This window comes from Streptomyces rhizoryzae (assembly GCF_023155275.1).
GTDB classification, from domain to species: Bacteria; Actinomycetota; Actinomycetes; order Streptomycetales; family Streptomycetaceae; genus Streptomyces; species Streptomyces rhizoryzae.
The window spans coordinates 31,431-53,554 of record NZ_JALMUV010000034.1; the positions used below are offsets into that span (position 1 = coordinate 31,431).

Annotated in this window: 20 protein-coding genes and 1 pseudogene; 14 read left to right on the top strand and 7 right to left on the bottom strand. The window is 74.3% G+C overall.

Annotated elements, in window-relative coordinates:
* Positions 1–55: 55 nt before the first annotated feature.
* Positions 56–1,318 carry a cytochrome P450 gene (locus MUU72_RS24345; RefSeq protein ID WP_248015518.1) on the bottom strand — a complete coding sequence of 421 codons (1,263 nt, stop codon included), beginning with the start codon at positions 1,316–1,318 and terminating at the stop codon, positions 56–58.
* Between the two features lie 165 nt (positions 1,319–1,483).
* Here MUU72_RS24345 and MUU72_RS24350 point away from each other — a divergent pair, with 165 nt between their 5' ends.
* The 4 genes from MUU72_RS24350 to MUU72_RS24365 all read left to right on the top strand — a co-directional run bounded on the left by MUU72_RS24350 (position 1,484) and on the right by MUU72_RS24365 (position 5,440).
* Positions 1,484–2,596 carry an energy-coupling factor ABC transporter permease gene (locus MUU72_RS24350; RefSeq protein ID WP_248015519.1) on the top strand — a complete coding sequence of 371 codons (1,113 nt, stop codon included), beginning with the start codon at positions 1,484–1,486 and terminating at the stop codon, positions 2,594–2,596.
* Between the two features lies 1 nt (position 2,597).
* On the top strand, positions 2,598–3,359 hold the full coding sequence (gene cbiQ, locus MUU72_RS24355) for a cobalt ECF transporter T component CbiQ (protein ID WP_248015520.1): 762 nt from the start codon (positions 2,598–2,600) through the stop codon (positions 3,357–3,359).
* A complete protein-coding gene (locus MUU72_RS24360; RefSeq protein ID WP_248015521.1) occupies positions 3,347–4,120 on the top strand; it encodes an energy-coupling factor ABC transporter ATP-binding protein in 774 nt (257 codons plus the stop codon). The genes cbiQ and MUU72_RS24360 overlap by 13 nt, the downstream gene beginning before the upstream one ends.
* Before the next feature lie 138 nt (positions 4,121–4,258).
* Positions 4,259–5,440, top strand: a complete 1,182-nt coding sequence (locus tag MUU72_RS24365) for a serine hydrolase domain-containing protein (protein ID WP_248015522.1) — start codon at positions 4,259–4,261, stop codon at positions 5,438–5,440.
* Between the two features lie 84 nt (positions 5,441–5,524).
* On the opposite strand, the gene MUU72_RS24370 is transcribed toward MUU72_RS24365, so the two are convergent.
* Complete coding sequence (locus MUU72_RS24370) at positions 5,525–6,757, bottom strand: NsdA family TPR-like regulatory protein (RefSeq protein WP_248015523.1); 1,233 nt, start codon at positions 6,755–6,757, stop codon at positions 5,525–5,527.
* Positions 6,758–7,080: 323 nt separating this feature from the next.
* On the opposite strand from MUU72_RS24370, the gene MUU72_RS24375 reads away from it, so the two are divergent.
* Positions 7,081–7,275 (top strand): hypothetical protein, encoded by a 195-nt coding sequence (locus MUU72_RS24375; protein ID WP_248015524.1) that lies wholly within the window; start codon positions 7,081–7,083, stop codon positions 7,273–7,275.
* 199 nt (positions 7,276–7,474) lie between these two features.
* On the top strand, positions 7,475–8,257 hold the full coding sequence (locus MUU72_RS24380) for an SDR family NAD(P)-dependent oxidoreductase (RefSeq protein WP_248015525.1): 783 nt from the start codon (positions 7,475–7,477) through the stop codon (positions 8,255–8,257).
* 97 nt (positions 8,258–8,354) lie between these two features.
* On the opposite strand, the gene MUU72_RS24385 is transcribed toward MUU72_RS24380, so the two are convergent.
* The 4 genes from MUU72_RS24385 to MUU72_RS24400 form a co-directional block, all read right to left on the bottom strand.
* Positions 8,355–9,203 carry an EamA family transporter gene (locus MUU72_RS24385; protein ID WP_248015526.1) on the bottom strand — a complete coding sequence of 283 codons (849 nt, stop codon included), beginning with the start codon at positions 9,201–9,203 and terminating at the stop codon, positions 8,355–8,357.
* On the bottom strand, positions 9,200–9,721 hold the full coding sequence (locus MUU72_RS24390; RefSeq protein WP_248015527.1) for a YbaK/EbsC family protein: 522 nt from the start codon (positions 9,719–9,721) through the stop codon (positions 9,200–9,202). The genes MUU72_RS24385 and MUU72_RS24390 overlap by 4 nt, the downstream gene beginning before the upstream one ends.
* Positions 9,722–9,806: 85 nt before the next feature.
* Positions 9,807–11,459: a penicillin-binding transpeptidase domain-containing protein gene (locus MUU72_RS24395; protein ID WP_248015528.1), complete on the bottom strand. Its 1,653-nt coding sequence runs from the start codon at positions 11,457–11,459 to the stop codon at positions 9,807–9,809.
* Positions 11,460–11,631: 172 nt separating this feature from the next.
* Positions 11,632–13,371 carry a dolichyl-phosphate-mannose--protein mannosyltransferase gene (locus MUU72_RS24400; protein ID WP_248015529.1) on the bottom strand — a complete coding sequence of 580 codons (1,740 nt, stop codon included), beginning with the start codon at positions 13,369–13,371 and terminating at the stop codon, positions 11,632–11,634.
* A 107-nt stretch (positions 13,372–13,478) separates the two neighbouring features.
* Between MUU72_RS24400 and rsmI the strand changes: the two genes are divergently transcribed.
* From rsmI to MUU72_RS24440, 8 genes are all read left to right on the top strand, one after another.
* Entirely contained in the window at positions 13,479–14,351 is an 873-nt protein-coding gene (gene rsmI / locus MUU72_RS24405; RefSeq protein WP_248015530.1) for a 16S rRNA (cytidine(1402)-2'-O)-methyltransferase, read from the top strand.
* 243 nt (positions 14,352–14,594) lie between these two features.
* Positions 14,595–15,062 (top strand): hypothetical protein, encoded by a 468-nt coding sequence (locus MUU72_RS24410; protein WP_248015531.1) that lies wholly within the window; start codon positions 14,595–14,597, stop codon positions 15,060–15,062.
* Positions 15,063–15,095: 33 nt separating this feature from the next.
* Positions 15,096–15,971, top strand: coding sequence for a TatD family hydrolase (locus MUU72_RS24415; RefSeq protein ID WP_248015532.1), 876 nt, complete (start codon positions 15,096–15,098; stop codon positions 15,969–15,971).
* Positions 15,972–16,079: 108 nt separating this feature from the next.
* Positions 16,080–17,240, top strand: coding sequence for a resuscitation-promoting factor (locus tag MUU72_RS24420; protein ID WP_248015533.1), 1,161 nt, complete (start codon positions 16,080–16,082; stop codon positions 17,238–17,240).
* Complete coding sequence (gene rsmA, locus MUU72_RS24425; protein ID WP_248015534.1) at positions 17,237–18,151, top strand: 16S rRNA (adenine(1518)-N(6)/adenine(1519)-N(6))-dimethyltransferase RsmA; 915 nt, start codon at positions 17,237–17,239, stop codon at positions 18,149–18,151. The genes MUU72_RS24420 and rsmA overlap by 4 nt, the downstream gene beginning before the upstream one ends.
* Complete coding sequence (locus MUU72_RS24430; RefSeq protein WP_248015535.1) at positions 18,148–19,104, top strand: 4-(cytidine 5'-diphospho)-2-C-methyl-D-erythritol kinase; 957 nt, start codon at positions 18,148–18,150, stop codon at positions 19,102–19,104. Before rsmA ends, MUU72_RS24430 begins: the two co-directional genes overlap by 4 nt.
* 291 nt (positions 19,105–19,395) lie before the next feature.
* Positions 19,396–19,938: a hypothetical protein gene (locus MUU72_RS24435; RefSeq protein ID WP_248015536.1), complete on the top strand. Its 543-nt coding sequence runs from the start codon at positions 19,396–19,398 to the stop codon at positions 19,936–19,938.
* A gap of 120 nt (positions 19,939–20,058) precedes the next feature.
* Positions 20,059–21,438, top strand: coding sequence for a hypothetical protein (locus MUU72_RS24440; protein WP_248015537.1), 1,380 nt, complete (start codon positions 20,059–20,061; stop codon positions 21,436–21,438).
* A gap of 17 nt (positions 21,439–21,455) precedes the next feature.
* On the opposite strand, the pseudogene MUU72_RS35680 reads toward MUU72_RS24440, so the two are convergent.
* A pseudogene (locus tag MUU72_RS35680) lies at positions 21,456–21,551 on the bottom strand (Uma2 family endonuclease); the annotation flags it as partial.
* Between the last annotated feature and the right edge of the window lie 573 nt (positions 21,552–22,124).

A 22,124-nucleotide genomic window follows, 5' to 3' on the forward strand; every position in this document is an offset into this window, starting at 1 on the left:
CCAAGGCAACTCGGCGTCCCGAACCGCCCGGAGCGTCCGCCGGCCGCGGCGGCGGTCAGCTCCGGCCGGTGACGAACGGCAGCGTGGCGTACCGGCGCACGGAGGGGCCGTCCGCGAAGGTGCCCGCCGCGGCGTCCACCGCGAAGTCCGGGAAGCGGAGCAGCAGTTCCGCGAGGGCGACCCGGGCCACCAGCCGGGCCGCGGCGGCGCCCAGGCAGTGGTGCGGGCCGTGCGTGAACGCCAGGTGCCCGGGCCCGGTACGGGTCACGTCCAGCCGCTCGGCGTCCGGGCCGAACGCCCGCGGATCGCGGTTCGCCGCGCCGTACAGCAGCAGCACCTTGCGGCCGGCCGGCACGGTGCGGCCGTGCAGGGTGGTGTCGGCGGTGACGGTCCGGGCCAGGGCCTGCACCGGGGACGTCAGCCGCAGCAGCTCCTCGACGGCGCCCGGCAGCCGGGCCGGGGCGTCGAGCAGGAGGCGGCGCTGGCCGCGGTGCGCGGTCAGCAGCTCCGCGGCGCCGCCCAGCAGGCCGGTGGTGGTGTCGTTGCCCCCGGCGACCATGGTGAAGGCGAAGCCGAGGATCCGCAGCAGCGCGGTGTCGTCGCCCTCCGGCAGCAGCCGGACCAGGTCGGAGACGGTGTCGTCGGCGGGCTCGGCGCGGCGCCGCGCGGCCAGCTCGGTGAAGTAGCCGAACAGCTCGGCCACCGCCGCGCCCGCGGCCAGCGGGTCGCCGTGCGCGCCCGCCTCCACGATGGCGTGCGTCCAGCCGTCGAAGCGGGCCCGGTCCGCCGCCGGCACGCCCAGGTAGCGCCCGACGACGAAGCTGGGCAGCGGCTTGAACAGCTCCGCGACGATGTCGCAGCCGCCGCGCGCAGCGGCGATCCGGTCCAGCCGGTCCCGGACGAAGGCCCGCACGTCCGGCTCGATCGAGGCGACCCGGCGCGGGGTGTAGCCGCGGGTGACCAGCCGTCTGAAGCCGGTGTGCTCGGGCGGGTCCAGCATCACCATCGGGGCGGCGTCGGTGATGCCCAGCCGCTCCCGCTCGCCGTAGCCGGTGGTGAGGCCGCCGGCGGAGGAGAACCGCCCGGTGTCCCGGGCCGCGGCGACCACGTCCGCGTAGCGGGACAGCACCCAGTAGTCGCCGTCGGCGACGTGGTGCAGCGGAGCGGAGTCCCGCAGCGCCGCGTACATCGCCCACGGGGCGCGCCAGCTCTCCCCGGAGCACGGCGTGAAACGGGGGAGCCCGGCAGAGCCGGTGGGGCCGGTGGGGCCGGAGGGACCGGAGTCAGGTGCCTGGGGTGCTTCCTGGGCGGCGGCCATGGCCGGGAGGGTGGGGGAGCGGGGCGCAGGAGTCAAGGCCGATGCGGGGGCGGACCGGGGTGCACGCACGGCGTGCGCCCCCGTCCCGCATCATGGGCGCTCTTGCAAGTCTGTTGCAGGACCCACATCATCGTCGGGTCGCACACCAGAGCGGAGAACCTTCAGATGCACGTACCCGACGGATTCATCGACGCGCCGGTCTCGGCGGCGGCCGGTGTGGTCGCCGCCGCCGCGGTCGCGGTCAGCCTGCGCGGCGCCCGCCGCGAGCTGGCCGCCACCGGGCCGGGCGCGGGCACCGGCGCCGAGCGCACCGCGCCGCTGGCCGGCCTGGTCGCCGCGTTCATCTTCGCCGTGCAGATGCTGAACTTCCCGGTCGCCGCCGGCACCAGCGGCCACCTCCTCGGCGGTGCGCTCGCCGCCATCCTCGTCGGCCCGTACACCGGCGTGCTCTGCGTCTCGGTGGTGCTGCTGATGCAGGGCGTGCTGTTCGCCGACGGCGGGCTGACCGCGCTCGGCGTCAACATCTCCGACATGGCGGTGATCACCACCGCCGTCGCCTACGCGGTCTTCCGCCTGCTGGTGAGGGTGCTGCCGCGCACCCGCCGCTCGGTCGCCGTCGCCTCGTTCACCGCCGCCCTGCTGTCGGTGCCGGCCGCCGCGGTCTGCTTCACCGCCTTCTACGCGCTGGGCGGCACCACCGACGTCGCGCTCGGCAAGGTCTTCACCGCCATGGTCGGGGTGCACGTGCTGATCGGCCTCGGCGAGGCGGTGATCACCGCGCTGACCGTCGGCGCGGTGCTCGCCGTCCGGCCCGACCTGGTCTACGGCGCCCGCGGCCTGACCCGGCCGCTGGAGCTGCGCACCTCCCCGCTCGCCGCCGACGACGCCCCGGCCGCCGCCCCCGCCGCCCCGGCGCCCGCGCCCGCCGCCCCCCGCCGCTCCCCCCGCCGCCTGTGGCTGGCCGGCCTCGCCGCCGCCCTGGTGTGCGCCGGCGGCCTGAGCTACTACGCCTCCTCCAGCCCCGACGGCCTGGAGAAGGTCGCCCACGACAAGGGCCTGGACACCCGGACCGAGGAGCACGCCACCGCCGACTCCCCGCTCGCCGACTACAGCGTCAAGGACATCGCGAACCGGCGGCTGGCCGGCGGCCTGGCCGGCGTCATCGGCGTCGCCGCCACGCTCGCCGCCGGCACCGGCGTCTTCGTCGTCCTCCGCCGCCGCAAGGCCGCCGCCGACACCCCCGCGCCCGCCGCCGACACCCCCGCCGAGCAGCACTGACATGGGAGCGGGACACGCCCACAAGCTCTACCGGGACGGCCGCTCCCCGGTCCACGCGCTCCCCGCGCACTGCAAGATCGCGGCCGTCTTCTGCTTCGTCCTGGTCGTGGTCGCCACCCCGCGCACCGCCGCCTGGGCGTTCGCGCTGTACGCGGGGCTGCTCGCGGCGGTGGCCGCGGCCGCCCGGGTCCCGGCCGGCTTCCTGCTCAAGCGGCTGCTGATCGAGGTGCCGTTCGTCGCCTTCGCGGTCCTGATGCCGTTCGTCGCCGAGGGCCCGCGGACCCACCTCCTCGGCCTGGACCTCAGCGTCAGCGGTCTGTGGGGCGCCTGGAACGTCCTCGCCAAGGGCACCCTCGGCGTCGCCGCATCCGTCCTGCTGGCCGCCACCACCGAGCTGCGGCAGCTGCTCCTCGGCCTGGAGCGCCTGCGGATCCCGCCGCTGCTCGTCCAGATCGCCTCCTTCATGATCCGCTACGGCGACGTGCTCACCGACGAGCTGCGGCGGATGCGGATCGCCCGGCTCTCCCGCGGCTTCGAGGCCCGCGGCGTCCGCCACTGGGGCGTCCTCGCCAAGTCCGCCGGCGCCCTGTTCATCCGCTCCTACGAACGCGGGGAACGCGTCCACCTCGCCATGGTCAGCCGCGGCTACACCGGCACCATGCCGCTGACGGACACCGCCACCGCCACCCGCACCCACTGGACCCGCGCCGCCGCCCTCCCGCTCGCCGCGCTGGCCGTCTGCCTCCTGGGATGGATCCTGTGAGTACCACCGCCCCCGCCCCCTCCCTCGCCGTCTCCGGCCTGGCCTACGCCTACCCCGACGGCCACCAGGCCCTGTTCGGCGTCGACCTGACCCTCGCCCGCGGCGAACGGGTCGCCCTGCTCGGCCCCAACGGCGCCGGCAAGACCACCCTCGTCCTGCACCTCAACGGCATCCTCGAAGCCGGCGCCGGCACGGTCACCGTCGCCGGCCTGCCGGTCACCAGGGAGCACCTCGCCGAGATCCGCCGCCGGGTCGGCATCGTCTTCCAGGACCCCGACGACCAGCTGTTCATGCCGACCGTCCGGGAGGACGTGGCGTTCGGCCCGGCCGCCGCCGGACTGCGCGGCGCCGCACTCGACGCCCGGGTCACCGAGGCCCTGGACCGGGTCGGCATGACCGGCTACGCCGACCGCCCGCCGCACCACCTCTCGTTCGGCCAGCGCCGCCGGGTCGCCGTCGCCACCGTCCTGGCCATGCGCCCGGAGATCCTCGTCCTGGACGAGCCGTCCTCCAACCTCGACCCGGCCTCCCGCCGCGAACTCGCCGACATCCTCCGCTCGTTGGACGTCACCGTCCTGATGGTCACCCACGACCTGCCCTACGCCCTGGAGCTGTGCCCGCGGTCCGTGGTGCTCTCCGGCGGGGTGATCGTCGCCGACGGCACCACCCAGGAGCTGCTGTGCGACGAGGAGCTGATGCGCGGCCACCGGCTGGAGCTGCCGTTCGGCTTCGACCCCCGCTCGGTGACCCTCCCCGGCTGACCCGCCCGCCCGCCGCGGCCGGATGTGAGGAACGCCACGCCCCCGGCCCCTGGCGGCGCCCCTGGTCATGAGCATGGATCCCGGCGTTGCACCATTGATGGGTCACCAAAGCGACACAAGAGCGGGAAGCGGGATTCAGTGGTGGACGTCCAGGGCACGGTCGAGGACGGCTTCGAGCCGGTCCGGGACGCCTTCGCGGCCAACTTCGCCGAGCGCGGCGAGCGCGGAGCGGCGGTCGCCGTCTACCGGGACGGCCGCAAGGTCGTGGACCTCTGGGGCGGCACCAGGGACGGCGACGCCCGGCCCGGCGGGGCCGAGCCCTGGGAGCCCGGCACCGCCCAGATCGTCCGCTCCGCCACCAAGGGCATCGCCGCCACCGTCCCGCTCCTGCTGCACCAGCGCGGCCTCCTCGACCTGGACGCCCCGGTCGGCACGTACTGGCCCGAGTTCAAGGCCGCCGGCAAGGACCGCGTCCTGGTCCGCCACCTGCTCGCGCACCGGGCCGGCCTGCCGGTCCTGGACACCCCGCTGACCCCCGCCCAGGCCGTCGACGGCGTCAGCGGCCCGGCCGCGGTCGCCGCCCAGGCCCCCGCCTGGACGCCCGGCACCGACCACGGCTACCACGCCCAGACCTACAGCTGGCTGCTGGGCGAGCTGGTCCTGCGGGTCACCGGCCGCACCCTGGGCACCTGGGTCGCCGAGGAGATATCCGGTCCCCTCGGCCTCGACCTGTGGATCGGCCTCCCAACGGAGGCCCGCGCCCGCGTCGGCCGCCTCGCCCCCGTCGAGGCCCCGCCCCGCCCCGCCGCGGCCGGCCTGCGGGTCCGCCCCAAGAAGACCGTCGCCGACGCGTACGCCGACCCGGCCTCGCTCACCAGCCGCGCCTTCGCCGCGATCTCGCCGGCCCCCGACGAGAACTCCGACGCCTACCGCGCCGGCGAACTCCCCGCCTCCGCCGGCATCGCCACCGCACCCGCCCTGGCCCGCGCCTACGCCGCGCTGATCGGCCCGGTCGACGGCCACGCCCGCCTCTTCGCGCCGGCCACCCTCACCCTCGCCCGCACCGAGGAGTCCGCGGGCCCCGACCGCACCCTCCTGGTCAACACCCGCTTCGGCCTGGGCTTCATGCTCCACGGCCCGGCGTCCCCCCTGCTCGGCCCCGGCTCCTTCGGCCACCCCGGCCGCGGTGGCGCGCTGGCCTTCGCCGACCCGGAGCACGGGGTCGCCTTCGGCTACGTCACCAACGGCATGCAGCGCAACGTGACGGCGGATCCGCGGGCGCAGGCGCTGGTGCGCGCCCTGGCGACCGTATCCGGCTGACCCGGCCGCCCCCGGGCCCCGCGGCGGGCCCCGCCCCGGCGGGGGCGGAGGAGAGAAGCTCCCGGCGACGGGACGTGGCAAGCCTCAGAGCGCGTAAGGGTCTTTCTCCATGGCCTCTCCTACTCCGCGAAGAGTATCGCGGAGGCTTTCCGGAATGCCCGCGATCTTTTCCCCGCCGGCGGCGGTCCGCTTCAAGAGCTTCAACGTCCGCGCCGACCCGATTTCGGGGACCACCGACACGACGGACTCGGCCAATTCCCCCGCCTCCCGCCATACTTTCTCATTCAGCAATGACGCGAGGAGCCTTGCGGAGTAGATGCCCTGGTACCCGACTCGCGGGCGGTTCCGGGTGTAGAGGTTTTCTTGGAGCAGCGGGATGGCGGACCTCCAGTCGCCCGCCTTCTGCAACTCCATGGCCCGATGGCCGTTGATCTCATCGGTACTGATCCACCAAGCCCAGGGCGGATCGTCACTCCTCGCGCCCTCCCCGATAAGCGACTGTGCGCGCCGGAATATCCTCACTGCCTCGGTGGATTGCCCCGATGCGAACAGCCCCTTGGCTTCGCGGACCCTGAAGATCGCCTCAATGCGTGGTGACAGGTTCTCTCGATCGAGGAGCGACCGGGCAATCGCCAGTTCTTCTCGCGGGCGCCCCAGCCAGCCGGCCTGCATGCTCATATTTTGCAGAATCAGGAGTTCGATGGCTCGATCTCCCGACAACCGCGCGAGGAACAACGCTTCCTGGTTGAAGCGGCGCGCCGCGTCGTACTCCTCCGCGTCGAACAGCGTCCATCCAGCGACCTCTGCCAGCTCTGCGGCCGCGGCCTGAAGGTCTCGCTCACTTTTCCGCTCGTACCCGCCGCTGCCGAGACGCCGGTGCACGGCTTTGAACGCACGCGCCGCCATCGCGGCGATCGGCACACCGTTCAACTCATTGTCGAGGGCGATCAGCCGGCGCGATGTCGCTCGAATCGCCTCGACGTATTCGGCACCACGTGCCTCGTCCAGGACCGAGGCGCGTCGTGACGTGGCGCCCTCGGCGTGCCTCGCCGTACCTCCCGGTGGGGATTCCCATGCCCGGGGCGCGAGCCTCAGCATGGCCCCTGGGATGCGGAGAGCGTCAGCAATCGCTTCGATCTTGGTCAGAGTCGTGATCGCCCCTTCGCCGCGCGCCAGTTCACTGACCCGGGACGATTTGATGTCGCACGCTTCCGCGATTCTGTTGTAGCTGATCCCGGCCCACTTCCGGACGAGGTAGAAGAGCCGACCGAAGTCATGGGCCTCAAGGGATTCCCGGACATCGCTCCGGGCAAGCACCTCTGGCGGGATTGCAGTTGACGGCCACATTGCCAACTCCGACTGGCTGGGCGGTGGTTGACCAGTTTACGCCCGGGACGCCCGGGATCGGCGACCACACCCATGATGGGTGACCCACCATCGGCTGACGGGCGGGGCCACGGGGCGAAAGGGTGGCGGTACGAAGGGTCCCCGCGACGCGGCGAATGTCCGGGGGCACGGCCGTCAACCCTCGGGAGGTAGACCGACATGCGCCACCACAGTGGGTGGACCACCGGACATCTGTCGCGCCCGCGTTTCACCGCCTGCGGGTGCCGGGTCGGCGGGGCGGAGGCGGGGTGCTGATGTCCGGTCTGAGTGGGCCCGTTCATCTGGCGGATCCGTTGGCGGTGGCCGAGCCGGAGCCGGTGGCCGGGTGTGACGTGTGCGGGGCGCTGGCCCGGCAGCGGGCGCGGGCGCGGGCCGCCGGGGACCGGTCGAAGGCGACCGACTGCACCGTCGAGATGCGCCGCCATCCCCACCGGAAGGCGACGTCATGACCGAACGGTCCCCCCTGAGACCGCCGGGGCCGAGGCCGCCCTTGGTGGCGACGGGCGGGGGTGTCATCCACGTGCCGCCCGGCGAGCCGGTGCCGCCGTGCGCCGCGCCGTGCGCCGTATGCCGGGTGAAGGGGCGGCAGGCCGCGCCCGATGAGGGAGGTGAGGTACGCGGCCCGGGGGGCGGGGGTAGGTAGGTGCCATGAGGCGATTCGAGGGGTACCGCGTACTGATCACGGGGGCCGGGCGCGGGATCGGGGAGGCCACGGCCCGGCGGTTGGCCGGGGAAGGGGCGCGGGTGCTGGTGACGGATGCGGAGGAGGAGCGGGCCGGGCGGGTCGCGGAGGGGATCAGGGCGGCGGGCGGGCTGGCCGAGGGGCGGGTCTGCGATGTCGCCGACCGGGACTCGGTGGCGGCGGCCGTCGCGTACGCCGCGGAGACGTTCGGCGGGCTGGAGACGCTGGTGAACAACGCCTACAGCTGCCACCCGGACACCGGCCTCTTCGAGGACACACCGGACGAGGAGTGGGCCGCGGATCTCGATGTGACGCTGACCGGGGCGATGCGCTGTGCGCGGGCCGCGCTGCCGCATCTGGCCGCCGCCGGGGGACGCGGCTGCATCGTCAACATCGGGTCGGTGAACGGCCTTCAGGACTTCGGGAACCACGCCTACAGCGCGGCCAAGGCCGGACTGGGCTCGCTGACCCGCACCCTGGCCGGGCACGCCGCGCCGCGCGGGGTCCGCGTCAACCTCATCGCGCCCGGCACCGTCCACACGCCCAACTGGGAGGGCAGGGAGGAGAATCTGCGGCGGGCGGCGGCCGTCTATCCGCTGGGCCGGGTGGGCCGTCCCGAGGACATCGCCGCCGCCGTCGCCTACCTGGCCTCCCCCGACGCCGCCTGGGTCACCGGCATCACGCTCCCCGTGGACGGGGGCATCCTGACCGCCAACGGCGACCTGGTCCATGCCCTGCACGGCGCCTGAACAGGGGCCCCGCCCCACCCACCCGCAACCCTCCCGCCGAAGGCGGGAGAAGAGCACCCGCACGGCGGGAGAGCCGGCAACGCGGGAAGCTCCGGCGTCAGCCGGCCAGCATCAGACCGATCCCCACCACCATCACCCCCGCCGCCGCCACCCGCGGCAGCCCGAACCGTTCCTTGAAGAACAGCGTGCCGATGACCGCACCGACGATGATCGACGATTCGCGCAGGGCCGCGATGGGGGCCAGCGGTGCGCGGGTCTGCGCCCACAGGACCAGGCCGTAGGCGAACACCGACAGCACCCCGCCGGCCAGGCCGCGCAGCGCCAGCGGGCGGAGTTCGGCGGCGAGCCGGCCGCGCCGGGTGGCCAGCGCGTAGGCGGGGATGGCCAGCCCTTCGAGGAGCATCAGCCAGCCGATGTAGCCCAGCGGCGTGTCCGCGGCGCGGACGCCGAGGCCGTCGACGGTGGTGTACGAGGCGATGGACAGGCCGGTGGCGACCGCGGCCGCGATCGCCGGCCAGTGCGGCCGGGACCCGGAGCCGCGGATGCCCCACAGGGCCAGTCCCACCAGCCCGGCCGAGGCCAGCGCGACGCCGGCCAGCACCCGGCCGTCCGGCACCTCGTGCACGAACACCGCGGCCAGCAGCGTGACGACCAGCGGCGCGGTGCCCCGGGCGATCGGGTACATCTGGCTGAAGTCGCCCAGCGTGAACGACCGCATCAGCAGCGCCTGGTAGACGACGTGCAGGACGGCGGAGAAGAGGAGGTACGGCCAGGCGGCCGGGGCGGGCAGCGGCGTGAGGCAGACCAGTGCGAGGCCGCAGAGCGAGCCGCCGCCGCCGACCAGGGTGAAGGCGAGCAGCTGGTCGCGTATGCCGTGGGCGATGGCGTTCCAGCTGGCGTGGGTGAGGGCGGCCAGCAGGACGGCCGCGACGACCAGCGGGGTCACGAGGTCTGCTCGCGGACGTCCACCAGCGTGCCGCCGGCGTGCGCGATCAGGGTCTGCGGGTCGAGCGGGAAGACGGTGTGCGGGGTCCCGGCGGCGGCCCAGACGGTGGTGTGCGCGAGGAGGCCGCGGTCGGCGAGCACGGGGGTGCGGGTGCGGTGGCCGAACGGGGGCACGCCGCCGATGGCGTAGCCGGTGGTCTCCCGGACGAGGGCGGCATCCGCCCGGGTGACCTCCGCCGCGCCCAGTTCGGCGCGGACCCGGTCCACGTCCACCCGGGACGCGCCGTCCATCAGGACCAGGACGGGCGCCCCGTCGGCGGCGAAGACCAGGGACTTCACGATCTGGGCGAGGTCGCAGCCGAGGGCCGCGGCGGCCTGCGCCGCGGTGCGGGTGGCCTCGGGGAAGGCGCGGACCTCGACGCGCAGGCCGAGCGCGTCCAGGGCCTCGGCGAAGCGCGGATGGGCGTCGGTGGCGGTGGCGGTCGGTGGGGTCTCGGTGCCGGTCGCGGAATCGCTCATGGCCCGCACGCTAGCGAAAGCTGTACGGGCCATGCGAACGGGTTCCGGCCGTCGGGCGCCCGCCGCGATCGGGCGCCCGCGGGCGTCAGCCGGCGGTGAGCAGGGCGCGGACCACCGGGCCGGCGTTGGTGCCGCCGTGGCCGCTGGCGGGGACCACGGCGGCGGCGGCGAGGTCGTCGCGGTAGGCGGCGAACCAGGCGTTGGGCTTGTCCTGGTTGTCGACCTCGGCGGAGCCGGTCTTGGCACCGATGTCGCCGCTGATCCCCTGCATCGCCTCGGCGCCGGTCCCGGAGGTGGCGGTCAGCTTCATCAGCGCCTTGAGGTTCGAGGCGGTCTCCGGCTTCATGGTGCGCGCGGCCGTGGCGAACGCCCGGCCGTCCAGGCTCCGGGCGACGAGGTACGGCTGGTGGAAGGAGCCGGACCGGGCGGTGGCGGCGATCGAGGCGACGTTCAGCGGGTTCATTCGGACCCCGCCCTGGCCGATCAGTGAGGCGGCCATCTGCGCGTCGTGCTGCACCGGGACGGTGCCGTCGAAGGTGGGGATGCCGGTCGCCCAGTTCAGGCCGATGCCGAAGACGTCCCGGGCCTCCTTGGTCAGGTCGTCGTCGGAGAGGTCCTTGGCGTGGCCGATGAAGGCGTTGTTGCAGGACGCCGCGAAGCTCTGCGCGAAGGTGCCGTCGGGGATCTCGGACTTGTTGAGGTTCTGGAACTTCCAGCCGCCGACGGTGACGAACTTCGGGCACGGGTCCTTCTTGTCCGGTGCCGTCAGCCCCTTGTCCATCAGCATCGCGGCGGTGACGATCTTCATCGTCGAGCCGGGCGCCAGCGACCCCTGGGTGGCGACGTCGAAGCCGTCCGCGGGGGAGTTGGCGAGCGCCAGGATCTCCCCGGTGCTGGGCTTGACGGCGGCCGCGGACGCCGACTTCTTGCCCTTGACGGCGTTCTCCGCCGCGGTCTGGAGCTTGGCGTCCAGGGTGGTCTTCAGGGTGCCCGGGGTGCCCTTGGAGAGCACCTTCAGCGTCTTGTCGGGCTGCTGGGCGTTGCTGTCGGCGGCCTTGGCGCGGTGGATGTAGAGCTCCACGCCGGGCTTGCCGTCGGTCTTGGCGCCGTACTTGGTGCGCAGGCTGTCCAGCACCCCGGCCAGGCTCGGGTGGTCCTTGGCGGTCAGCTCCACGCCGTTGCGGTCCACCGCCTTGATCGGCGGCGCCTCGGCCTCCCCGGTGCGCAGCTCGTCGCCCTTGGCCAGGCCCGGGTAGAGCGCGGACGGCTGCCAGGCGACCTGCGGCTTCCCGGTGGCCTTGTCGCGCTGGAGGGTCACCGCCGTGCCGTACGAGAACGGGGTCTTGACCGCCTTGTAGTCGATCTCGGCGGTGACCGTGTAGGGCACCTTGGCGCCGGCCGGGGCGCCCGGCTTGAGCGTCACCTTGGAGAACTTCGCCTGCCGGGCGAACGAGGCCAGGGCGGTGCGGGCGGCGTCCGGGGCGTCGGTGAGCGCGGCGGCCTTGTCGGCGTCGCCGGACTGCCAGGCGGTCAGGAACGCCTGCGCGGTGGTGTTGACCTCCTTGGCGCTCAGCGGGCCGGTGGGCACCGCCGGGCCGTCGCCCGATTTGGCGTCCGCCGCCCTGACCGCCTGCGGCGAGGACCCGTCCGAACCGCCGAACAGCGTGAAGCCGCCGACGACGCCCGCCACCAGGGCCACCGACCCGCCGATCAGTCCGTATTTCACCTCGCGGCGCATGCCACCGATCCCCTCCCAGGAGCCTTCCGTCCGTGAGTACGCACCCAAGAACGTCCCCCGCACTCTAAGGGACACGGGCGGGCGGTGAGTCTCGATCCGGGCACGGTCCGGTGACACGCTGTGGAAGGGCCGTGACAGGTTCGTCACATCCGCCGGGCCGGCCGGCGCGGGCTCAGACCCAGCTGTCGAACCACATCCGGTGGTGCCAGGCGCTCTTCGGGATCGGCATACCGGTATAGAGGGGATAGAAGTAGATGAAGTTCCACACGATCAGCAGAACCAGGACGCCCGCGCCGACCGCGCCGACGGTCCGCCGTCGCTCGCTCGCCCCCGGCGGCCCGATGATCGCGCCGATCATCATCGCCAGCGCCAGGCACAGGAACGGCACGAAGACCACCGCGTAGAAGAGGAAGATGGTCCGCTCCTGGTAGAGGAACCACGGCAGGTAGCCGGCCGCGACGCCGCAGGCGACCGCCCCGGCCCGCCAGTCCCGCCGGAACAGCCAGCGCCACAGCACGTACAGCAGCGCGAAGCAGGCCGCCCACCACAGCAGCGGGGTGCCCAGTGCCAGCACCTCGCGGGCGCAGCCCTCGGCGGCGGTGCAGCCGTCCTGCCCGGCCTTGGGGTCCTCGTAGAAGTACGAGACCGGGCGGCCCAGCACCAGCCAGCTCCACGGGTTGGACATATAGGTGTGCGGGGTGGTCAGGCCGGTGTGGAAGGCGTAGACCTCGCTCTGGTAGTGCCACAGGCTGCGCAGCCAGTCCGGGAGCCAGGTGAACGAGCTGTGCTGCCCCTCGGGGGTGGTGGCCCAGTCGCGGTAGTAGCCGCCCTTGGTGGCGATCCAGCCGGTCCAGGACGCCAGGTACGTGGCGAGCGCCACCACGACGGTGGCGCCGAACGCGGGCAGGACGTCGCGCCGCAGCACCGCCCGGAACGGGTGCCGGGCCCCGGCCGTGCGCCGCGCGCCCATGTCCCACAGCACCGACATCAGCGCGAACGCGGCCAGGAAGTACAGGCCGTTCCACTTGGTCGCCGCCGACAGTCCCAGGCACAGCCCGGCCGCGATCCGCCACGGCCGCCAGCCCAGCCGCAGCCGGCCGCCGACCTCCGCGTCCGGCCGGGTCAGGCCGTCCGGGCCGGTCGGCAGCGCCGCGGCGAGCCGGGCCCGGGTGCGGTCCCGGTCCACCAGCAGGCAGCCGAAGCCGGCCAGCACCCAGAACATCACGATCAGGTCGAGCAGCGCGGTGCGGCTCATCACGAAGTGCAGCCCGTCCACCGCCAGCAGCCCGCCGGCCAGGCAGCCCAGCGCCGTCGAGCGCAGCAGCCGCCGCCCGATCCGGCAGACCAGCAGCACCGACAGGGTCCCCAGCAGCGCGGTCGTGAACCGCCAGCCGAAGGGGTTCATCCCGAACGCCCACTCGCCCAGCGCGATCAGCCACTTGCCCATCGGCGGGTGGACGACGTACGAGTGCTCCGGCGAGAGCAGGATCTGCGGGGGGTGCGCCAGCAGCGCGTCGTTGGCATTCTTCGCCCAGGTGCCCTCGTAGCCGTACTGGAGCAGCGACCAGGCGTCCTTGGGATAGTACGTCTCGTCGAATATCACCTTCCGCGGGCTGCCGAGGTTCCAGAACGTCAGCACCCCCGCGCACAGCGTCACCAGCAGGGGGCCGAGCCAGCCCGCCCGGCGGGCCAGCCATCCGGCGAGCCGCGGGCCGGCGCCGAGCAGCGCCCAGCCCCGCCCGTCCGGCGCGGGGAACGGCGCCACCAGCCGCGTCCGGACGTCGGCCGCGGGCTGCCCGGTGTACCCGAACCGGCGCAGCCGCCGCTGCCACGCGGGCGGCCGCTCGGTCGGCTCCGGGGTGCGCGGGGCGGCCGCGTGCGTCGCGGTGGTGTCACTGGTCACCCGGCCCATCGTAGGGAAGGGGCCTGCGGAGCGCGGCTGAGCGCCGCCGGGCGGCCCCGCGCGTCACCGGCCCGGTCCCGGCCGGGGCCGCCGCCCGGGGCTGGGAGGATGGGGGCGTGACTGGAACGCTGGTACTCGCAGGGACGCCCATCGGCGACGTGGCGGACGCCCCGCCGCGGCTCGCCGCCGAACTCGCCGCCGCCGACGTGATCGCGGCCGAGGACACCCGGCGGCTGCGCCGGCTCACCCAGGCCCTGGACGTGGTGCCGGCCGGCCGGATCGTCTCCTACTTCGAGGGCAACGAGGCGGCCCGGACGCCGGAGCTGGCCGACGCGCTGGCCGGCGGGGCACGGGTGCTGCTGGTCACCGACGCCGGGATGCCGTCGGTCTCCGACCCCGGCTACCGCCTGGTCGCCGCCGCCGTGGAGCGCGGTGTGCGGGTCACCGCCGTGCCCGGCCCGAGCGCGGTGCTCACCGCGCTCGCGGTGTCCGGGCTGCCGGTGGACCGCTTCTGCTTCGAGGGCTTCCTGCCCCGCAAGGCCGGCGAGCGGCTCTCCCGGCTCCGCGAGGCCGCCGGCGAACGCCGCACCCTGGTCTACTTCGAGGCGCCGCACCGCCTGGCCGACACCGTCGCGGCGATGGCCGAGGTGTTCGGCGCGGACCGCCGCGCCGCGGTCTGCCGCGAGCTGACCAAGACCTACGAGGAGGTCCGGCGGGGCGGGCTGGGCGAACTGGCGGCCTGGGCCGCGGAGGGCGTCCGCGGGGAGATCACCGTGGTGGTCGAGGGCGCCCCGGAGAGCGGCCCGGCGGAGCTGGACGCCGCGGAGCTGGTGCGCCGGGTGCGGATCCGCGAGGAGGCCGGGGAGCGGCGCAAGGAGGCGATCGCGGCGGTGGCGGCGGAGGCCGGGCTGCCCAAGCGGGAGGTCTTCGACGCGGTGGTGGCGGCGAAGAACGCGGACCGGGCGGCCGGCCCGGGCGCCGCCGGATGAGCGCCCACACGCTCGACAGAGCGTAAAAGCCCAGCGTACGGGCGGGAAGCGACCGTTCAGAAGGTAAATGGCCGGCATCGAAGGTAAAGCGATCCGGCCCCCTGCGGTGCGTTTGTCCTACGAGCTGCCAAATCTGGGCCAATAGGTGCCGGCACGGCTGCGCAACCGGCCCCGGAAGGCGTTCCCTGGGTACCGGGACCTTCCGGCCCCGGAGAGCTTGTCCAGCGGACAAGAGGAGCGCACATGAGCGAGATCACCAAGACGACCACCGGTGCGTCCGGCGCGGCGTCCGTCCCGTCCGTCCAGTCCGTCCCGTCCCAGAACCGGCGGCCCGAGCCCGCCGCCCGCGAGGCGTACGCCTTCTGCTGCATGGGCTGCGGCCACGGCTGGGAGCAGTCCTACGAGATCGAGCACCAGGTGGACACCAAGGGCGTCATGCACGCCGTCTACTACGCCGACGGCGAGCGCGTCCCCTCCCCCCTGACCCATCCCACGTGCCTCAGCTGCGGCGGCACCGTCGTCCGCATCATGCGCTCCGGGCAGGTCTCGATGGTCTCCGACGCGATCGCGCACCTGCACCGGAGCCCGCAGCACCGCAAGTCCGCCCACCGCACCGGCGGTGACGGCGCGGACAGCGGCACCGACGGGACCGGCCGGCACCACTGGCACCTCTCCGACCTGCTGCACCCCTTCCAGCACCACCGCAGGTGAGGCCGGAGCCGCGGTCCTCGTAGGATCGCGGCCATGGCCAAGCAGGACAAGGACACCCCGCCGCCGCTGCCCGAACCCCTCCGGGTACCGGTCGCGGACTCGCACACCCACCTGGACATGCAGGACACGACCGTCGAGGCGGCCCTCGCCAAGGCCGCCTCGGTCGGCGTCACCACCCTCGTCCAGGTGGGCTGCGACCTGAACGGCTCCCGCTGGGCCGCCGACACCGCCGCCGCCCACGACGCCGTGCACGCCGCCGTCGCCCTGCACCCCAACGAGGCGCCGCGGATCGTGCTGGGGGACCCCGACGGCTGGTCCCGGCAGGGCGCGCGGGAGCCCGGCGGGGACGCCGCCCTCGACGAGGCGCTCGCCGGGATCGACGCGCTGGCCGCCCGCCCCGAGGTCCGCGGCGTCGGCGAGACCGGCCTGGACCACTTCCGCACCGGCCCCGAGGGCCGGGCCGCCCAGGAGCGGTCCTTCCGCGCCCACATCGAGATCGCCAAGCGGCACGGCAAGGCCCTGGTCATCCACGACCGCGAGGCCCACGACGACGTGCTGCGGGTGCTGCGCGAGGAGGGCGCCCCGGACCGGGTCGTCTTCCACTGCTTCTCCGGCGACGCCGCGCTGGCCGAGGTCTGCGCCGCGGCCGGCTACTTCATGTCGTTCGCCGGCAACGTCACCTTCAAGAACGCCCAGCCGCTGCGCGACGCCGTCGCCGTGGCGCCGCCCGAACTGCTGCTGGTCGAGACCGACGCACCCTTCCTCACCCCCGCCCCGTACCGCGGACGGGCCAACGCCCCGTATCTGATCCCGCTCACCCTCCGTGCCATGGCCGCCGTCAAGGGCATGACGGAGGACGCGCTGGCCTCGGCCGTCGCCGCCAACACCGCCCGCGCGTTCGACTACTGAACGGGTGGCCCCCCGCGCGCCACCCCGCGGCGAGTTGGGCCCGCCGCCCCCGCTCCGCTACATTCCGCGCTTGACCGGTTACCGGACGACACCCGTGGCAGGTGCAGCGTGAGTCCTTCACCCAGCGCCCACCGCGGCGGCCGCGCCCGCGGCCGCCGCCGGCGCCCCGCCGCCACCCCCGACCACCTCCGCCGGCTGCTGCCCCGCGCCCTGGTCGTCGCCTTCCTCGCCGGCGGCACCACCGCCTTCGTCGCCCACGACAAGGCGGTCCGGCTCAGCGTCGACGGCCACCCCCGCACCCTGCACACCTTCGCCGACGACGTCGACGGCCTGCTCGCCGACCAGGACGTCCCCGTCGGCCCCCACGACATCGTCGCCCCCGCCCCCGGCACCGACCTGACCAACGGCGACGACATCGTGGTCCGCCACGGCCGGCCGGTGGCGCTCACCCTCGACGGGCAGCGCCGCCGGGTGTGGACCACCGCCGGCACCGTCGACGGTGCGCTGCGCCAGCTCGGCGTCCGCGCCGAGGGCGCCTACCTCTCCGCCTCCCGCTCCCAGCCCATCGGCCGGCACGGCCTGGAACTCCACGTCCGCACCGCCCGCACCCTGGTGGTGGCCGCCGACGGCCGTGAGTACCGCGTCCGCACCACCGCCGCCACCGTGCGCGAGGCCCTCGCCGAGGCCGGGCTGGCCCTGCGCGAGCGGGACACCACCTCCGTACCGCCGGACAGCTTCCCCCGCGACGGGCAGATCGTCACCGTCCTGCGGATCACCGGCCGCACCGAGGTCCGCGAGGAGCCCGTCCCGTTCCGCACCGTCCGGCGCCCCGACCCGCACCTGCCGCGCGGCACCGAGGAGGTGGTCCGGCCCGGCGCCCCCGGCCTGCGGCGGGTCACCTACCACCGCGACACCGTCAACGGCGTCCGCCGCGCACCCCGCGAGGTCGCCGCCGAGACGGTCCGCGCCCCCCGCCCCCGGATCGTCCGCTTCGGCACCCGCGCCGGGCCCGCCCCGGTCCCCGGCGCCGACCACCTCGCCTGGGGCGCGCTGGCCCGCTGCGAGGCCGGCGGCCGCCCCGACGCGGTGGACGCCACCGGCACCCACGGCGGCCTCTACCAGTTCGACGTCCGCACCTGGCACCGCCTCGGCGGCACCGGCCGCCCCCAGGAGGCCCCCGCCGAGGAGCAGACCTACCGGGCCAAGAAGCTCTACGTGACCCGGGGCGCGAGCCCGTGGCCGGTCTGCGGCCGTAAGCTTCACGGGTGAGCGACCGCAAGACCACTGACGAAACCGGCCCCCTGCTGGGCCCTGCCGATGTCCGGGAGCTGGCCGCCGCGCTGGGCGTCCGCCCCACCAAGCAGCGCGGCCAGAACTTCGTCATCGACGCCAATACCGTCCGCCGGATCGTCCGGACCGCCGAGGTCCGCCCCGACGACGTGGTCGTCGAGGTCGGCCCCGGCCTCGGCTCGCTGACCCTGGCGCTCCTGGAGACCGCCGAGCGGGTCATCGCCGTGGAGATCGACGACGTGCTCGCCGCGGCGCTGCCCGCCACCGTCGCCGCCCGCCTCCCCGAGCGCGCCGACCGCTTCGCCCTCGTCCACCGCGACGCCCTGCACGTCACCGAACTCCCCGGCCCGGCCCCCACCGCCCTGGTCGCCAACCTCCCCTACAACGTCGCGGTCCCCGTCCTGCTGCACATGCTGGAGCGGTTCCCGACCATCGAACGCACCCTGGTCATGGTCCAGGCCGAGGTCGCCGACCGCCTCGCCGCCGGCCCCGGCAGCAAGGTCTACGGCGTCCCGTCCGTCAAGGCCAACTGGTACGCCGAGGTCAAGCGGGCCGGCGCGATCGGCCGCAACGTCTTCTGGCCGGCCCCCAACGTCGAATCCGGCCTGGTCTCCCTGGTCCGCCGGGCCGAGCCGCTGCCGTCCCGCGCCTCCCGCGAAGAGGTCTTCGCGGTCATCGACGCCGCCTTCGCCCAGCGCCGCAAGACGCTGCGGGCCGCGCTCGCCGGCTGGGCGGGCTCGGCGCGGGCCGCCGAGGCCGCGCTCGTCGCCGCCGGGGTCTCCCCGCAGGCCCGCGGCGAGTCGCTGGCCATCGAGTCCTTCATCGCCATCGCCGAGAACAAGGCGGCGGCCGCGGCCGCGGACGCCACCGACGAGGAGTCCGCCCGATGACCCGCACCGCCGCCGACCGCCGCCCCGGCAGCGTCACCGCCCGCGTCCCCGCCAAGGTCAACGTCCAGCTCGCGGTCGGCGGCCGCCGCCCCGACGGCTTCCACGACCTGGCCAACGTCTTCCTCGCGGTCGGCCTGTACGACGAGGTGACGGCGACCCCCGCCGACACCCTCACCCTCACCTGCGCCGGCCCCGACGCCGACCAGGTGCCGCTGGACGGGACCAACCTCGCCGCGCGCGCCGCCACCGCCCTCGCCGCCCGCCACGGCCTGGAGCCGCGCGTCCACCTCCACATCGCCAAGGACATCCCGGTCGCCGGCGGGATGGCCGGCGGCAGCGCGGACGCCGCCGCCGCCCTCCTGGCCTGCGACACCCTCTGGGGCACCGCCACCCCCCGGTCCGAACTCCTTTCCCTCTGCGCCGAGTTGGGCAGCGACGTCCCCTTCAGTCTGGTCGGCGGCGCCGCCCTGGGCCGCGGCCGCGGCGAACTCCTCGAACCCCTGGAGACCGGCGGCACCTTCCACTGGGTGTTCGCCGTCGCCGACGGCGGCCTGTCCACCCCCGCCGTCTACAAGGAGTGCGACCGCCTCCGCGACGCCTCCGGCCAGGGCGCCACCACCGCCGACATCCCCGACCCCGAGCCGTCCCCCGCCCTCCTCGCCGCCCTCCGCACCGGCGACCCCGCCGCCCTGGCCGCGTCGATGAGCAACGACCTCCAGGCCGCCGCGGTCTCCCTCCGCCCCTCCCTGGCCGCCACCCTCGCCGCCGGCAAGGAGGCCGGCGCCCTCGCCGCCCTCGTCTCCGGCTCCGGCCCCACCACGGCCTTCCTGACCGCCGACGCCGAGGACGCCGACCGCGTCGCCGCGGCCCTGCGCGCCTCCGGCACCTGCCGAGCGGCCCGCACCACCACGGGGCCTGCGCCGGGGGCGACGGTCCTCGCCAACACCCTTTAGCTTCCGCCTCTTCGGCCGGAGCCGGGGCCGGGTCCGGAGCCGGGTCCAGACGCGGGCGCGGGCGAGGTGGAGTGCGGCCTGGTGAGCGTTTCCGAGAAGGCCCGCATGGCGTCTTGCCCGCGCACTGCCGCGCTTCCCCGCAACGGCAGAGCGGGCGGTTCACTCACTGGCGTGGCCCGGTGTCCCGTACCGTGCCTCGTTCGGGTGCGCGCAGGGATGCTGTGCAGTGGACCATCCCCAGTTGCGGGCATGTCCATGGCGCTCGTTCCCCGCCGGAAAGGAAGTGCCCCCATGTTCCGTGCGACCTTCCGCGGGACCGGTGCCACTCTCGCGGCGCTGGCCCTGACCGCTTCGGTCGCCGCCCCTGCCGCGGCCGCCGAGCGGGTCCGGGCCCCGCAGGTAAGGGACCCGCAGGTCCGCAGCGTCGAGCTGTACCGCGGCACCCGGCAGGAAGCAGCCGCCATGCGCGTGGCGCTGTGCGTGAAGAACACCGGACCGCTGAAGGCAACCGTGACCGCGCAGGCAGTGCCCGCCGGGCAGAGCCCGCAGGGGAGGTGCCTGACGGTCACCCCGCCCGAGCTGCCCTCTTCGCGACGCACGGCAGCTCCCGCAGCCGACCCGGCCCGGACCCGCGCTCGCGTCGGCGTCCGCGACTACAACGCGGGCCTGCGGACAATGCTGGAGGACGCCAACCTGGGCAATGTCAGCGTGCAGGTTCCGATCTGCGCGAACAAGATCAACAACGAGCACATCATCGGAATCAGCCTGCCGGTGGGCAATTCCGTCTCTGCCACCTGCAACAACGTGCCCGGATCCGACCTTTACCGCCTCTGACCACAGAGACGGAGCCCAGCCCGCCAAGGCCGTCCGGTAGCCGTTCCGTAGTTGTTTCGTGTCCGCCCGCCGGAAACCGGGCGGCCCGCCGTGCGGGTCATGGCCTGCATGAAGGTTTCCATGGCGAGCAGACGGCGACGACGCGCGACCACGGCCGGGGCGGCCGCCCTGGCGGTCGTGTTCGGCGGGGCGGTGGCGTCCTGCGGCGCGGCCGGACCGGAGGCGGAACAGGTCCCGCAGCGGGCCGAGTTGGCGTTCAAGAACCCGATGGGCACGAGCTACTTGCGCTACATCGAGGAGTCGGAGCGGAGGTGGGTGGGCGGCTCCTCCGACCCGTTCTACGTGCGCCTGGCAGCGAGCACGGTGACCCGGGGCAAGGGGTCGGCGCGTGTCAGGGACATCAAGGTGACCGTCGACACGACCGCCACGAAGTCGGTGACGTTCACCACCATGAACCGGAAGCACGGCTGCAAGGGCGTCCGCGGCATCATCACCTGCACCCCGAAGGACATCGCGTCGGGCGAGCAGGAAAACCTCTGGCTCTTCAACATGGTGGTGCGGAAGAACGCGGAGAAGGGCCCGGCCGGCCCCATGAAGGTCACCGTGACCAGCGACAACGCCCCCACCCTTCACCACACCTCCCACATCGTCATCGGTTCGCCCCGCTTGACCGCCAGGGACCTGCCCTGGGCGTCCGGTCCGGTGGAGCCCGGCTCCGAGCTGACGGTGCGCCCCGCGTTCGGCAACAAGGGGGACGTCGACGTCGAGGGCGACCTCAGCGTCGCGGTGGAGGTGGTGGGCCAGGCGACGCTGCGCCGGCGGTACGGCAACTGCCGTTACGACAAGGCCGACGCACCGAAGAAGGCGCTGTGCACGATCCCCGGGCCCCTGCCGGCCGGCGCGGCGTACGAGACCGACCACCCGTTCACGGTCGCGGTCGACAGCACCGGGAGCCAGGGCAAGATCACCGCGACCCTCTACCCCGCCCCCAACACACCGACCCGCGACCTGCTGCCCGACTCCGCCCCGCGGGGAACCGGCGCGCCACTCGGTTTCCGCCCGACCGACGGCAGCAATTTCGACCAGTTCGACCGGGAGCTGGCCCCCGCGGACATGCAGTTCCGCACTACCCGGAGGTACGACCGGCAGGTCAACGGGTTCACCATCAAGGGCAAGGTGGGCCAGACGCTGGGGATCGGCGTGATGGACGCGGCCGGCTACCTGGAAGGCAGCTCGTACGTGACCCTGCCGGAGGGCGTCAGCCTGATCCCGCACCAGGAGGGCGAGGCGAGCGAACTGCTCTACTGCGAGTACACCGACGAGAAGAACCGCAAGGTGCTGTGCCCGGCCCCCAACAACCCCGCTCCCGAGCTGCGCGTCCGCATCGACAAACGCGTCGAGGGCGCGCGGGGCACGGTCTCCGTGGAGCCCGACCCGGAGCACCCGGACCCGGACCTGACGAACAACACCGCCCCGATCACGATGGAGTACGTGGACTGAGGGCTGCTGGGTCGTCGTCACACGTAACGCGGCAGGCCGTCCGTCCGGATCGTCCAGTCGGCGAGGGTGACGTCCTCGCCGTACACGAAGTCCTTACGGGTGGCGTAGCGGGGTCACGTTCACGCTGGGCGGTCTCCGGTGGGCCGGGGCGGCAGTCGCGGCAGAGGCCGGGGCGTGGGGCGCGGAAGGCGCGGTCGCAGCCGTCGCAGGTCTGGAAGGGGGCAGGGTGTGCGGGGGCGGCCGGGACGGGCGGGGGGAGCCATGCCGTGAGGCGGTGGGCGAGCAGGGCCGCCGGGCGGCGGAGGCCGGGCGGCAGGTCCGCCGCGAGGGTGCGGCGTACGGCGTCGGGCGGTGCCGCGCGTTCCAGCCAGGCGCTCACGGCCGGGGTCAGGCGCGCCACGTCCGCTTCGGAGAGCAGCAGGCGGGGATCGTCCTGCCGCAGGTCCACGAGGATGCGGTGGGCCAGCCGCGAACCGTCCGGGCCGGGGCGCCGGGGCGCGGGAAGCGGTGCGAGTGCCGGTTTCGGAGTCGGAGTCGTCCTCGGCGGCGAGGTCGGCTGCCGAGTCGGCCTTGGTGTCGGCTTCGTCTCGTGGGCTCGTTTCGTTCTCCGGGCCGGTGGGGCGGGACGGGGCGCGGTGGCGGGCGTTGCGCCCGGCTGGTTGTACGAGACCGTGCGCGTGACGACG